The sequence below is a fragment of the Paenibacillus cellulosilyticus genome (assembly GCF_003182255.1).
Classification (GTDB): domain Bacteria; phylum Bacillota; class Bacilli; order Paenibacillales; family Paenibacillaceae; genus Paenibacillus_T; species Paenibacillus_T cellulosilyticus.
The window spans coordinates 108097-122325 of the sequence record NZ_QGTQ01000009.1; the positions used below are offsets into that span (position 1 = coordinate 108097).

Annotated in this window: 12 protein-coding genes; 4 read left to right on the forward strand and 8 right to left on the reverse strand. The window is 52.0% G+C overall.

The features are described 5' to 3' along the window. Positions 1-28 precede the first annotated feature (28 nt). A complete protein-coding gene (locus tag DFQ01_RS14035) occupies positions 29-928 on the forward strand; it encodes an NAD(P)-dependent oxidoreductase (protein WP_110044514.1) in 900 nt (299 codons plus the stop codon). 145 nt (positions 929-1073) lie between these two features. Here the strand turns inward: DFQ01_RS14035 and ppnP are convergent, their stop codons facing one another. From ppnP to DFQ01_RS14055, 4 genes are all read right to left on the reverse strand, one after another. Beyond that, entirely contained in the window at positions 1074-1391 is a 318-nt protein-coding gene (gene ppnP / locus DFQ01_RS14040) for a pyrimidine/purine nucleoside phosphorylase (RefSeq protein ID WP_110044515.1), read from the reverse strand. A 95-nt stretch (positions 1392-1486) separates the two neighbouring features. Further along, positions 1487-3505, reverse strand: coding sequence for a transketolase (gene tkt / locus DFQ01_RS14045; protein ID WP_110044516.1), 2019 nt, complete (start codon positions 3503-3505; stop codon positions 1487-1489). Positions 3506-4216: 711 nt separating this feature from the next. Continuing rightward, entirely contained in the window at positions 4217-5116 is a 900-nt protein-coding gene (gene purU, locus DFQ01_RS14050; protein ID WP_110044517.1) for a formyltetrahydrofolate deformylase, read from the reverse strand. A gap of 55 nt (positions 5117-5171) precedes the next feature. Next, positions 5172-6299: a deoxyribonuclease IV gene (locus tag DFQ01_RS14055; RefSeq protein WP_110044518.1), complete on the reverse strand. Its 1128-nt coding sequence runs from the start codon at positions 6297-6299 to the stop codon at positions 5172-5174. Positions 6300-6502: 203 nt separating this feature from the next. On the opposite strand from DFQ01_RS14055, the gene DFQ01_RS14060 reads away from it, so the two are divergent. From DFQ01_RS14060 to DFQ01_RS14070, 3 genes are all read left to right on the forward strand, one after another. Then, a complete protein-coding gene (locus DFQ01_RS14060) occupies positions 6503-6937 on the forward strand; it encodes a DUF2621 family protein (protein WP_110044519.1) in 435 nt (144 codons plus the stop codon). Positions 6938-7007: 70 nt separating this feature from the next. Continuing rightward, positions 7008-7496: a hypothetical protein gene (locus tag DFQ01_RS14065; protein WP_110044520.1), complete on the forward strand. Its 489-nt coding sequence runs from the start codon at positions 7008-7010 to the stop codon at positions 7494-7496. 75 nt (positions 7497-7571) lie between these two features. Continuing rightward, positions 7572-8474 carry a TIGR01777 family oxidoreductase gene (locus DFQ01_RS14070; RefSeq protein WP_110044521.1) on the forward strand — a complete coding sequence of 301 codons (903 nt, stop codon included), beginning with the start codon at positions 7572-7574 and terminating at the stop codon, positions 8472-8474. A 106-nt stretch (positions 8475-8580) separates the two neighbouring features. On the opposite strand, the gene DFQ01_RS14075 is transcribed toward DFQ01_RS14070, so the two are convergent. From DFQ01_RS14075 to DFQ01_RS14090, 4 genes are read right to left on the reverse strand one after another with little or no spacing between them, the layout of a single operon-like run. Beyond that, positions 8581-10338, reverse strand: coding sequence for a DUF6382 and FHA domain-containing protein (locus DFQ01_RS14075; protein ID WP_110044522.1), 1758 nt, complete (start codon positions 10336-10338; stop codon positions 8581-8583). A 32-nt stretch (positions 10339-10370) separates the two neighbouring features. Then, positions 10371-10862 carry an A24 family peptidase gene (locus DFQ01_RS14080; RefSeq protein WP_110044523.1) on the reverse strand — a complete coding sequence of 164 codons (492 nt, stop codon included), beginning with the start codon at positions 10860-10862 and terminating at the stop codon, positions 10371-10373. 32 nt (positions 10863-10894) lie between these two features. Then, positions 10895-11941 (reverse strand): hypothetical protein, encoded by a 1047-nt coding sequence (locus DFQ01_RS14085; protein ID WP_146216870.1) that lies wholly within the window; start codon positions 11939-11941, stop codon positions 10895-10897. Beyond that, on the reverse strand, positions 11907-14216 hold the full coding sequence (locus DFQ01_RS14090) for a TadE/TadG family type IV pilus assembly protein (RefSeq protein WP_219993698.1): 2310 nt from the start codon (positions 14214-14216) through the stop codon (positions 11907-11909). The genes DFQ01_RS14085 and DFQ01_RS14090 overlap by 35 nt, the downstream gene beginning before the upstream one ends. Positions 14217-14229 lie beyond the last annotated feature (13 nt).

The following is a 14229-nucleotide window of genomic DNA, read 5'->3' on the forward strand; positions in this document are numbered from 1 at the left end:
TAGATCACTTAGAAAGCAGGTTATCGTTATGACAACATCTATCGGATTTATCGGCCTTGGCACGATGGGCTATGCAATGGCAGCCAATCTGCTGAACAAAGGCTTCGACGTTACCGTCTACAATCGCACTGCCGCTAAAGCAGAACAGCTTCGCGAACTAGGCGCAGCGGTCGCTGCATCGCCGGCTGACGCGGCACGCGGCCGTTCAGTCGTTATTACGATGGTCAGCAATGATGACTCGATCCGTGACGTCTACGATGGCGAACAAGGCATCTTCTCCGCCGTATCCGAAGGAACGGTAATCGTCGATAGCAGCACGATCTCGCCTGATCTCGCTCGCCGGTTAGCGGTCGATGCAACAAGCCGCGGCGCCATTTTCTTGGACGCTCCGGTCACTGGCAGCAAGCCAGCAGCCGAAGCCGGCATGCTCGTCTTCATGGTCGGCGGCAGCGCCGAGACGGCACTTGCCATTGAACCGGTACTGCTCGCGATGGGTCGGAAAGTTATTCCGATGGGACCAAGCGGCAGCGGTGCTGTCGCAAAGCTGGCACACAACACGGTCGTTGGCATCAACACAGCTGCGCTGATGGAAGGCTTCGCCATTGCAGCCAAAGGCGGCATTGAAGGCAGCTCGTTCCTTGAACTTATCCAATCAGGCGGTGCCGCTAGCAGAGCAGCAGAGCTGAAGGGCGGCAAGCTGCTCGAACAGGATTACAGCGTCCAATTCGCACTCGAGCTGATGCTCAAGGATTTGCGACTATCTTCCGTCCTGTCCGATAAGCTTGGTGTACCAACCCCTCTGCTCGAGGCTTCGAAGAGCTTGTACCAAGTCGGCGATGCGGCCGGCTATGGCCAGCTTGATCTATCCGCTGTTGCAAAAGTGTACGAGCAGTGGATTGGACGAGCGATCGGTGAAAAGAAGCAATAAGATAATCCCGCAGCAAATAACTTATAGCGTCTTATATTTTTAACGAGAAGGCCGCATGCGACAGGCATGCGGCCTTCTCGTCCGCTGTCGAATCCGACCTCATGCGTCTTCCTCCACTCGCGCTGTACAAGTTCAATACTTGATGTTATTCGTGGATATAAGAGCAGATATAATCTGTTACCGTTGCGATTTGAAGCTTGAATTTCGTATTCGCAGGTACGGTGAATTCACCTTTACCTTGGATATGTAGCCATTCTGTTTCGCCTGGCAGCAGCACCTTCAGATCGCCCGCCTGGATCTCCATAATTTCGATGCAGTCCGTGCCGAACTCATAGTCGCCTGGCATCATGATGCCGAGCGTCTTTTTCGTACCGTCCGCGAAAATAACTGCGCGACTCGTTACTTTGCCATCGAAATACACATTTGCTTCCTTCACTACCGATACGCCATCGAATTGAGACATTATAAACAACTCTCCCTTGCTTGAATGGATGCTATATATGCTTACAGCAAAGGCGCGGCGCGGGTAGCGCTGCGCCTTATGCATTAGCGTTAAGACTATTTCAACAGACCTTTAACTTTGCTGACAACATTCTCAACCGTGAAGCCGTACTCTTTGATGACGCGGTCGCCAGGAGCGGATGCGCCGAACGTGTTGATGCCGAGTACTGCGCCTTGGTCGCCAACGTAACGTTCCCAACCAAACGAGTGAGCCATTTCGATTGCCAGACGAGATTTAACATTCGGCAGCAATACGGAGTCTTTGTACTCCTGCGATTGCTTGTCGAACAGATCCCAGCTTGGCATCGAAATAACGCGAACTTGGATACCTTCTGCAGCCAGCGCTTGTTGAGCCGCTACAGCCAGTTGAACCTCAGAGCCCGTTGCGATGAGTTGAGCGACCGGTTGGCCGTTCGCTGCATCGGAGATAACGTAAGCGCCTTTTTTGATGCCTTCGCGCGCTTTATCAGCCGTACCTTCGAGAACCGGAAGGTTTTGACGCGACAGCACGAGCGCAACTGGGTTCGATTTGTTTTCAACCGAGTAAGCCCAAGCAGCGGACGTCTCGTTAGCGTCAGCCGGACGGATAACCGTCAGATCAGGGATGATGCGCAGCGAAGCGAGCTGCTCGATCGGTTCGTGTGTAGGGCCGTCTTCGCCGACTGCGATCGAGTCATGCGTCAGGACATACGTTACTGGCAGTTTCATCAGAGCCGACAGACGAACGGCTGGACGCAGGTAGTCCGTGAATACGAAGAACGTACCGCCGTATACTTTGAGGCCGCCGTGCAGCGTGATGCCGTTCATTGCAGCAGCCATACCGAACTCACGAATGCCGAAGTAAATGTTACGGCCGTCGTATTGACCTGCTTTGTACACCGGCAATCCTTTGAGATGCGTCATCGTCGAGCTTTCGAGGTCAGCGGAACCGCCCACGAAGTTCGGGATGTTTTTCGCCAGGCCGTTCAGAGCGTTACCGGAAGCAACACGCGTCGACAGCGGCTTGTCTTCCGACGTGTACTTCGGAAGGTCAGCGTCCCAGCCAGCAGGCAGGTTGCCAGCGGCAGCCGTCTCGAATTGAGCAGCCAGCTCTGGGAATGCTTTTTTATATTCAGCGAAGTTCGCGTCCCAAGCAGCGTTGGCTTTCTCGCCTTCTTGCTTCACTTCGCCAAAGTGTGCAGATACTTCAGCAGGAACTGTGAATGGCTCATGCTCCCAGTTATAGAACTGTTTCGTCAGAACCGTCTCGTCAGGACCGAGTGGGGAACCGTGCGGGCCAGCATGGCCGCCTTTACCGCCTTTGTTCGGGCTGCCGTAGCCGATAACCGTTTTAACTTCAATCAGTGTTGGCTTGGATGCTTCTGCTTGCGCTGCTGCGATCGCTTTGGAGATTGCCTCCAGATCGTTGCCGTCCTCTACGCGCAGTACTTGCCAGCCGTAGCTTTCGAAACGCTTCTGTACGGATTCGGAGCTCGACAGGTTCAGTTCGCCGTCAAGCGTGATGTCGTTCGAGTCAAACAGTACGACGAGCTTGCCGAGCTTCAAGTGGCCTGCAAGGGAAGCTGCTTCATGGGAGATGCCTTCCATGAGGTCGCCGTCGCCGCAGATGGAATACGTATAGTGATCAACGACTTTAAAGCCGTCTTTATTGTAAGTAGCGCCGAGCTGCGCTTCCGCCATCGCCATACCGACAGCCATTGCAAAGCCTTGGCCGAGTGGGCCTGTCGTAGCGTCTACGCCAGCTGTGTGACCGAACTCTGGGTGACCAGGTGTCTTGGAGCCCCATTGACGGAAGTTTTTGATCTCATCGATCGACAGGCCGTAGCCGGACAGATGAAGAAGGCTGTAAAGCAGCATCGAACCATGACCTGCGGACAGGACGAAACGGTCCCGGTTAATCCAGGATGGGTTCGAAGGATTGTGTACCATCGTTTTTGCGAACAATTGGTAGCCCATTGGTGCAGCACCCATCGGCATGCCCGGGTGGCCCGATTTCGATTTTTCGATCGCATCGATCGCCAGTGTGCGAATCGTATCGATCGAAAGCTGTTCGATGGACTTTTGCGTAACTGTCATTTGCTTAATTCCTCCTATTTGCCCATTATAATGCCTTTTATTATCTCTCTTTATGGATAATGCGCGCTTGTACTAGCGTGCGCAATGGCTTTGAAATATTGTACCACTCTCCAAGGTGCATTACCATATCTAAATACGGCCTGGAGTGATTACGATATCCGATGCCATTCATAAAAATATATTATATGGACGCGCAAATTCAAGCTTAAACCGAACATTCTTCGAAAATTAATGAAAAACTTTCGTAAAGTCCGATAATCTCGATTGTTGACATATACACACAAAAGGGCTCTATGGACATCGGCGCTTGTGCAAAATATTCAAGTGCCGTATCGATAGAGCCATGTATATGTGAACAGGTTGCCGGACAACATGCTTCCCCGGCAGAACCAGCCAATATTAGCGTTGCCAGACACAGCATGATTTAATCGTAAATGAAGCTAGGAGATGCAAAAAGCTTTCGCCGTGGTTAGTGCACATTAACGTATCTTAACCTGACGGTTATCGGTTTGCTGGCCGGATAGCATACATTTTTGTGCTCTAACTGGCGCGAAGCCAGCCTTCCAGGGGGATAGCACACATTAATGTATCTTAACGACGCGCGCGCCCCGCTGGTTTATCAGCAAAACGGTGAGGCGGTTTACTCGCAGCAAATTGAAAAGGCTATCCAGAGGTCATTATGAATGACCATCCGGATAGCCTTTTCACAAATTAGTTAAACACAACCGTCTTGTTCTGATGCACGAGAATTCGATCCTCGATGTGCCACTTCACCGCACGAGCAAGAACGACGCGTTCAATCGTACGGCCGATACGTTTCAGGTTATCGACGTTGTCGCGGTGCGTTACACGTTGCACGTCCTGATCGATGATCGGACCACCGTCGAGCTCCTCCGTTACATAGTGTGCCGTAGCGCCGATGATTTTCACACCGCGCTGGTACGCTTGATGGTACGGCTTGCCCCCGACGAATGCCGGCAAGAACGAATGGTGGATGTTGATGATACGGTTCGGGAACTGCTCGATGAACTTCTGCGGAATGATCTGCATATAACGTGCGAGCACGATGAGGTCGATTTTGTCCGCCACAAGCTCCATCTGCTTGCGTTCTGCCTCCGGCTTCGTATCCGGCGTAACCGGAATATGGTGAAACGGAATGCCGAAGCCTTCGACCAGGCCGCGCATATCGTTGTGATTGCTCACAACCATCGCGATCTCCGCATCCAAATCTCCTGCCTGCCACTGCCAAAGCAGTTCCAGCAAACAATGGTCTTCCTTCGATACGAAGATTGCAATCCGCTTCTTGCGGCTTGCACGGAACGTGTGCCATTTCATCTCGAAGCGGTCCGCTACCCGTGTAAAATCCTCTTGAAGAATCGGGAGCTCGCGCTCCATATCGTTCAAATCAAATTCAAAGCGGATGAAGAACATGCCGCCTTCCGGATCCATCGTATATTGATCCGATTGTACAATGTTCGCGCCGTGTTCATGCAAGAAATGCGACACAGCCGCTACGATACCCGGACGGTCCGGGCAGGAAATCAGCATCCGCGCGCGCTTGCTTGTGTCGCTGCGCTGCTGGGACTGCTGAGGTTGATAAGGTTGTTGCATAGCGAACCATTCATCCTCTCGCTCACTTACTAAATCACTATTTTCAATCAAGGCATTACGCGTTTACGAGCGCCGCCTTGCCTGCGAACCAGCCGATCAGACGGTGGTTAATATGCTCCTCGGACAGTTCCGGGAACACGTTATGTTCCATAATGATGTCATACAACCGATCCATCGGCTCGCGTGGATCGGCTTTCTTCGCCTTCGCGTCGTTCTTCAGTACGTCCCATACGTTCAGTACATATGGACGCGCCTCGATCGACATATCGGAGAAGAACCGTTGCAGACGTTCTACATCGTCGAAATACGATGCGCCGAAGCGTTCAGCAGCGTCACCACGAAGCAGCGCGATCTCCGCTTCATACATTGGACGCTCCTTCTTGTCGTTCTTACCGATCCAAGGCGTCTCCAGAATGAACGGACGACCAGCGAGCGCCTCATGATGGACGACTCCGCGAATGCCTTCGTATCCAATCCAGCCAGCACCAACCGGAGCATGGCGGTCTTTGCCTGCGCCGCGTGGGTTCTTACTGTCGTTCAAGTGAACGACCGCAATGCGGTTCAAGCCGACAATACGGTCGAATTCTCCGAGTACGCCATCCAGATCATTGACGATATCGTAGCCGGCATCGTGAATGTGGCAGGTATCCATGCAGACCGTCAGACGCTCGTTGTCACGTACTTTATCGATGATCGCTGCGATCTCATCGAAGCTGCGGCCAATCTCGGTACCTTTGCCCGCCATCGTCTCAAGCGCAATGTTAACCTTCGTCTCCTTCGTGCCTTCAAGCACGAGGTTGAGTCCTGCAGCAATTCGATTAATACCGTATTCCGCATCCTTGTCCGTGTAAGCACCAGGGTGAAGAACAATGTTGCTTACGCCAAGGTAATCCGTGCGGCGGATTTCCTCTTGAAGAAAGTTAACCGCAAGCTCGAACGTATCGTCCTTGTACGAGCCAAGGTTTACGATGTACGGCGCATGCACGACGATTTCGTCGATGTTCGCCTTACGCATTGCTTCGCGTCCTTCTTCAATATATAGAGTCTCAATCGGCTTACGCCGGGTGTTTTGCGGTGCGCCTGTGTAAATCATGAATGAGCTGGAGCCGTAGGATACCGCTTCTTCAGCTGCCGTCAGCAGTCCTTTGTCGGAAAACGAAACATGGGAGCCTATTTTCAACATATAGATTGTACGCCCCTTTCTTAAATATAAGACTTTATAAGTTTCATACGTAATACGTAAGCTCATATTTCTCCGGAATGAAACGCACAGCGCCGTTTAAAGAACGGCACAGCCGTTTCACCTTGAATCACCCCTTATTGTACAAGCAATATCGAAATAAAGCTAGGAATACGGTATAATTCATCAAGAGGTGAATGCTAACCATGAGTGGACAAAGTTGGTTCATGTATTTCATTATTTTCTGGGTTGTCGTCATGATCGGATTCATGTCGATCGGCGGCTTCATGATGTTCCGTAAATTCCTAAAAGTACTGCCAAAGCGAGACGGCAAATCGAAGCTCGATTGGCAAAATTATTGGGTCGACCGCAGCCGCGGCATGTGGAGCGACGATTCCAAATCGTTTCTAGAAGAGCTCGTATCACCAGTACCGAGCGCCTTCCGCGATATTGCACGGCATTCGATTGCTGCACGAATCGCGCAGGTTGCCATTGAGAAGGGCGACGCGGAAGTATCCCGTGATCACTGCATTGAAGGCTACATTCGGGCAACACCAAAGCGCGATTATCGAAGTCTCGTCAGCTTCTTGAATAAACGAGGCATCGACTATTCCGCGTTCACGCATCTGCTGAACAAGTAAGGCTTGCGATTAGTCCGGGCCCCAGCAGGGTAATACATACAAGAATCGAACGGCCAGGAGGTATAACCAGATGAAAGAATTGATTCGTGAGAGAAAAAGTCGTACCGTACGCACCATTGCAGCTTCTATCCTACTTGCAGCGCTGATGACAACTGCAGCATGCAGCGATAAATCCAAATCGCTGGACAACGGCAGTGGCGTTGAAAGTACGACGAATGGAAGCGACTCAACAGGTGTTGTAGAGACGGGCACTGCACCCGCGGATTCCGATTCGGGATCTGGCGATCAGTCGACCCAGGCTGGTAGTGGCGATAGTGGCAATGTGGATGATACCGCTTCTGCTTCGGACAACGAAGTCAAAGAAGCGACAGGCACTTACAATGGACTTGCAGATTCCCACTCTGCCGAGATCGAGACAGACGATGGTATATTCGTCTATCAACTAACGGAACAAGCAGAGCAGCAGGCTTCGGCGATCCAGAGTAATGCAAAAGTGAAGATCGAATATACCGAAAGCGACGGCACACGTCAGTTGACGAAGATTGAGGTTGTGCAATAACACATAAGGTAAGATCATCAATTCCAGAAAATGATCGTTCATCGATCATCGATGTTGTCGGGAGTGTGTATACGGATGCGTATTGCAATTACAGGCGGGACAGGCTATATCGGAAACGCGCTCGTTGATGCGCTCGTCGCTCGGGGCGATGAAGTCGTCATCATTACTAGACGCGTACCGCCTGCGGAGAAGCAGCGTCCAGATGCAGCCTATGCTACATGGGAAGAAGCAGCCCAGCCAGGAATGATCGGGCAAGTAGACGCCGTCGTCAATCTCGCGGGAGAATCGATCAACCAGCGGTGGACTGCAGCGGGCAAGGCGCGCATCGTCGATTCGCGAGTTCGAGCGGCAGCTGGTACAGCGGCGCTGATAGCAGCACAGCCTGAGAAGCCTCGCGTTGTCGTACAAGCATCCGGCATCTCCGTATACGGCTCCTCCGAGACAGCTGTATTCGATGAAACGAGCGTTCCGCAGCCAAGTGCAGATGATTTTCTCGCGCACGTCGTGCTCAAATGGGAAGAAGCCGCGAAGGCAATCGATGCCGAACGTGTGGTCAAGCTGCGGATCGGGGTTGTCATTGATGGCCTCGGCGGAGCTTTTCCGCTCATGGCGCTGCCCTACAAGCTGTTCGTTGGCGGTCGGATCGGCAATGGCCGCCAATGGCTGCCTTGGATTCACCTGGAGGATATGGTAAGGCTGATTCTGTTCAGCCTAGATACCGAAGGCTTAGCCGGCGTCATTAATGCTTGCGCGCCTGAGGCAGCCACGAACGACCAATTTGGACGAGCCATTGCCCGCGCATTCCGGCGTCCTCATTGGATCCCGCTTCCGGCATTCGTCTTTCAGACTGCTTTCGGAGAGATGTCTGCCCTGCTTCTCAAAGGCCAGCATGTCGTGCCTCAGCGGGCATTGGAAGCCGGCTTCCAATATCGTTATCCTACCGTAGACGAGGCGCTGCAAGCGATAGCTCGGCAATAAGCATTCATCTCGTATGCAAAAGCACCGTTGAAAGATAGGCAGGCAATGCTGGCGCCTATTCATTCAACGGTGCTTTTTGGTATGCATCGCATACATCCTTACCTGTTTATCCAACCTGCCGAACGGTATAGATCGGACCCGCGTTTCCAGCAAGCTGCAGCTGATCCCCGTTGTTCAGCTTATAGCTTTTGTACGCGATCATCGGGCTGCCGTTCAATGTCGTTCCATTCCGTGATCCCATATCCTTCGCTGAACAGCCATCTTCAGAGCGGCCGAACTCCACGTGAACGCGCGAGATGCCTGGGTGTTCATCCGCAATATCAACCTTCTCAGAGAATCTACCAATAACGAGGACAGCAGACGAAGGATGATCGGAGGGCAGCAAATACTGATCACTCTTCCCCTTCCACGTTCGTTCAAGTCCCCATCTCGGCTGCTTCATCCCTTTTCCTTCTATTAAATTGTCAGCTCCTATATTCTGAGTAGCTGCACTGCCGCCCATCCATACCGTAGCATCGGATGAAACGGAAGGATGGTTAGCCGCTTCACGCTGTGCCGACATGACCGTTCCACGAGAAAGGGAGTTCCCTGTTGATGGAGCAGGAGACGATTGACCTACTTCGCCAGAGCTCAATCTTTCTTCTAATAATCGTGATTCCGGCCAATAGTTTAAGTCTGCTGCGTCGTTTGCTTGCCCTTTGGCAGCAACGGATAAATGCTGCGGTGGCTGACCCAGGACGTCATGATTCTTCTGTCTCTTCAGCAGGTAGAACAAGACCGCAGCCATACACAGTGATGCGCCAACCGCTACCAACAAATTACTAGACGATGGACGATCCGCATAGGTATATCTCCAGATTAACGCGATAACGATCGCAGCACCGCAAATCATCAACCATTTGTTACGAGACTGCTGCTGCGAAACCGCCCCATCTTCTTCTCCCAGTGTACTCAGCTGCAGCTCGTGCTGCTGCTGTATTGCAAATGATGGCTGTTCCGCTGGCGATGGAATGGATGGAACCAATTGGTTTACCTTAGCGGCCTCCAACGCTGGATAAACAGGTGCCTGCATGTCTTTGCTGCCATTGCCCATCCCAATCGATTGAGGCTGCTTGGCTGTTGAGGCTTGCTGCCATGACTGCTGCTGTACTAGTGCTTTACTAACGCTTGGAACGCCTGCTGCAGTAATTGGCGAAATCCGTTCAAGCTCGTTCCATTGGTTCATCCCCACCATCGTCTGATCCATACCAGCAGTAGATAGAGAGGCTGTTGTAGAATGCGGCGACTCCCCATTCTCTCCACCTATTAATTGAAGCAATGTACGAATAAGAGCAGGACGAACACTGCGGTGATCATTGACTTGTCTAAGAATCGTCTGCAGCCCAACGCCATCCAGCTGCTGCACATGTGCCGCAAGCCGCATCACTAATGGAACGAAGGCGGCCAGTTCGTCAGCTGCCTGCTCCTTATTCCGAAACGGAACATATAAGAGCGACACATCATCCCACCGCTCGCCTACGAAAATATACATTTCTTCAAGCATGCAGCATTCCGGTCTTAGCAAATACGATTTACATGCATCCAGCGCTTCGGTAATCGACAGCAGACACATATAAAACTGCTGCATCGTTATAGCTTGCAGCTGCAGCTGATGCGACAGCATCCTTCTACCCTCGATGCTGTATCGGAATGTGACACAGCCGTCGATCTCTATCCACTCAACCGGCAGCAGAAACGGCACTTGATTGCTGCGCAGCATTTGCAGCTCCATCGCATCAAGCTCTTCTCGCTTAATTGGCTGCTCTCGGTCGAGAATCAGCTCATGACCTCGATTCATAGCGAAATCCACACGAAATGCTTCCATTCATTCCCCTCTCCCCGCGACTCAATAGTCTATTAAAGCCAAATCATATACCAGCACGTTACAGCAGCCGGCGCAACAGCAATCATGAACGGAAATCTGACCGGGCTGCGACGTTTCTTGACGTTGTCCTGATTGGTAGAAGACTCTCGATTTAGCAGCCGCTCCGGCCATGCCCATAGCCGACAGACGGCTAGAAGCAGAAGACCAATCGCTCCCGCATATAAAATGGAATACATCATTAGATTCAAAACCTGCTGCGTGCCCAGCCACGCACCTAGTGCGCCAAACAGCTTCACGTCTCCTGCCCCTATGCCTCTGACTGCATACATAGCCAACATCGGCACAAATCCTGCTGCCGCTCCGATTATCGATACAAGCAGCCCGTGGCCGCCCGATGCGATAACCCCGTATAACAGGGCAGCAGCGAATGCTCCAGCACATAGAACATTCGGGATCCGCATGCTGCGGACATCCGTCAGCAAGGCACAAGCAATGAGTACCGATGCCCCCCAGTAAGCGATCATCTCACGTCTCCCCTTTTAACTTGCGCATACCTCTAAGACTGTGACTTCTCGACAGCCAGCGTTCTTCCCGCAGAAGTGCCATCAGCCGCTGTCACATCCAGTCGCCAAATACCCGGTGTCGTATTGCCGCCAACCAACCATGTCCACTGTACATAGCCATTAGCATCGGAGGTAGCCGGTCCAACATTCTTCGCTTGACTGTAGCCGCTCTTATATTGAATAGATAGATTCAGCTCCGTATTCGGATTGGTCCGAACGACAACTGTCGCTTTGCGTCCAGGACGAACGGGATCGGGTTGTACGGAAACAATTTGAATCGAGATTGCATCATTATTCGCCGTATATTGTGCCGGAACCGGATCCGGTTGCCATGCCCGCTCTACTGCCTTCTCACGAAGTACAAACGATTGGTTGCTGAACGGAATACGAATCGGAAACGGATACTCCGCTTCGATTTCTACATATTCATTGCTTCCACCTGAAAGGGATGGGAGTAACGCTTTGTGCAGCTCTAGTTGATCCTGCTCTAACACTGCTTGATCTGCTAGCTCGCGAAGAACAGGCGTTAGTACAGATCGACCCGCTTGCGAGACCGCAAAGTCCTCAATTGTATTCCAATCGCCCCGAAGCGCGGCAGATGAGAGCGTACCCATCGGCTCCGGCAGCTTAGCTGCAGTATCCGCGGCAATTTCTCTCCATCCTGACAGCTTCTGAGATGTTGAATCAGCTGCATCCGTTGATGCTGCCGAACTACCCGATGTAGTAGTCGACTCTGCATTGGCAAGCGAATCACTTGCTAATACAATTGGCCTCCAGTGTGTTGCAACCTGCTTCGCAAGCTGGACAGATGAAGATTGCAGCGCCATCTGGACAGAGGTCGTCCGAATGAGAATAATGAGCGCGATAACAAACATGAGGAATAACGGCACCACGATGGAAGCTTCAAGCACAATGCTTCCCGCTTCATGATCCTGCTGTCGTCTAGTCCTCCCGCTGCGATTCCGCAGCCTTCTATTCGCCGGTATTACATACGGAAGACTCTGCTTAATACGCCATTCCAGCCAGCTTAGTCGTCTCATAGCGATTGCCCGTCACCCTTCCTTGCAGCAAACCGAACGTCCCCAATACGCTCATCGCACCAGGTAGAAACAGCAGCTTTATCGATACATCAGCCGATGCCGACACAGCGGCAGGCGTGCGCGATAGATCGGTACCGGTATTCGTTTCAATAACAGCAGCAATACGAGATAAGCGTTTATCGCCTCCACTATGCAAAAGCATAAACAGCCGTAAATAATCTTTATATTGGACATCGACATCCGCAAATTTGGACAGCTTAGTTGCGCCTCGCTGCATTAAATCTTTCATATCTAACGCTGAATTACGCGCAGCGTACAGCAGAGCGCCCGACAACACAAGCAGCGGGTGTCCGAGTGATCGGCACTCGATGAAGCCCTCCATTAGTCGAATGGCAAACCGCACACCGAATATTTCCGCGATCGCAGCCGCCGCATTAGCACCTGGCTGGTCGAAACCATAAAGGATGTACTCCGCCTCTTGGTTAGCAAATGCCGTTGCATTTCCAACCGTATTACTGCCACTGCCCCCTGCTGAAGAAGCTTGCAGTTGTGCTGCATAGGTTTGGAACCGATGAAGGACGTACTCCCCTGTATAGAGCGTATCTCGCGTGCCAGAGAGCATATCTGCTAATCCGTTGAACAAAGAACCCATCATTGCATTCGAGCTCTCCTGCTGACCTTCCACATTATCCGCCCACTGTGCCGCCAGCTCTGCCGCCTCGTCAGCAGCCGAATTGAACAGCCGATTCGCATCATATCTGGCTTGTACCTGCTTGTATAGATCTCGTTCCTCATCCGTCATTCCATTCGTGGATGAGGATGGCATCAGGTTCTTCGTGTCGTTCATAATCTCCTTGGCCTCTGCCTCATCCTTCTTGCGCTGTTCGTCAACCGCATTCGCCGATTGAATGAGACTCTCCCGCTGCGAAATGACCGATGCTGGCGATATATACCGCTGAGAAAATCGAGTGTAGGCTTGCTTCATACTTGAAGCTTCCGCGGCCAGCGACGCTTCACTGCCGCCTCCTCCAGAGCCTACTTGTTGAGCGCTTGAGGCGAATCGGAAAGCAGCATCAATTACTGCCTTAAGATCAACCGCCTGCTGCTCCACCTCATTGCGAAACGCTGCAAACCACTCATCTTCCAATACAAGCTGCTCGGTGGATTGTCTGATCTTGCGCAGTTCTATGCTATTGCCTGACTGATCCGCATCCTCCGATTGGCTGGAAACCTCATCATAACCAGCGGCCGTTGCCGATTCAGCTTGTGTCACCGCTGTTTGAATTTCCCGATTATAGCCTTCAGCTTGTGCAATGAGTTCAAGTGCTGACTGCTTCAAGGATGGAAGCTCGGATTGCGCTTGCGCGGCCTGCTGATTCAAGCTTGCAGCAATAGAGCGCATGCTCGACTCGTATTGATCCATTTTGTCTTGGTATGCCTGCTTCTGCCGCCTCTTTGAACTGATCGAATCATTAAGCGCTTTTTTCTCACTATCTGATAGATTCGTTCCTGTAGATAATTGAGCTTGGACACGTGATATGGATAGAGAAATGCTCTCGATGGACGTTTTCCAATCATCGTAGCTAGCATACCCTTCTGCGAGTGACGACGCTTGTTCGCCCGTCATTGCACCAGTTGCCAGCTGTGCGATGGCACGCATTTTATCTAGGGCTTCGAGCAGCGCCTTTTGACGCTTATCGTACAATTTCCCTGCGCGCGATAGCGCATCCGAAGTCGTCGATGATTCCTTCATCAGCTGCGACATGGACGTGAATCGTGACCCGATATCGATCATGAAATCAACAGGCGCTTTAATTTTCATTTCCTCCAAAATCTGTCGGTCCAGCACATCGTATCTGCCCAAATACGCAGCATCCTCGACTGTAAACCCATCCACTTGCGGCACCACTGGTCGATAACCGCTGCCACCGCCATCGTACTCAAGCGTCCCCCGCAGGCTTCGTTCGAAAATCGTTTCGCCTGGCGTGCCGCCCCTGCCGAACAACCCATATCGTTCATACAGCGCAGCATCATAAGCAGACAGCACCGAGCGGACTGAAGTGCGAACCGCATGCTCCGTCAAGGTATTGAAAGCAGCGATGCGTGCATAATCGATCAGGATCGTACCGAGCAGCAGGATCATAGCCGTCACGACGATGAAAAATACGGTCACTGCGCCTTCGCTTCGCCGATATAGCCTTCTAACAAACCTATAGGATGTGCAAGGCTGAGGCTGTCGGTTCAACTGCGAGCTATGCGCATTTGGTTGCATCACGCTGTCTCCTTCC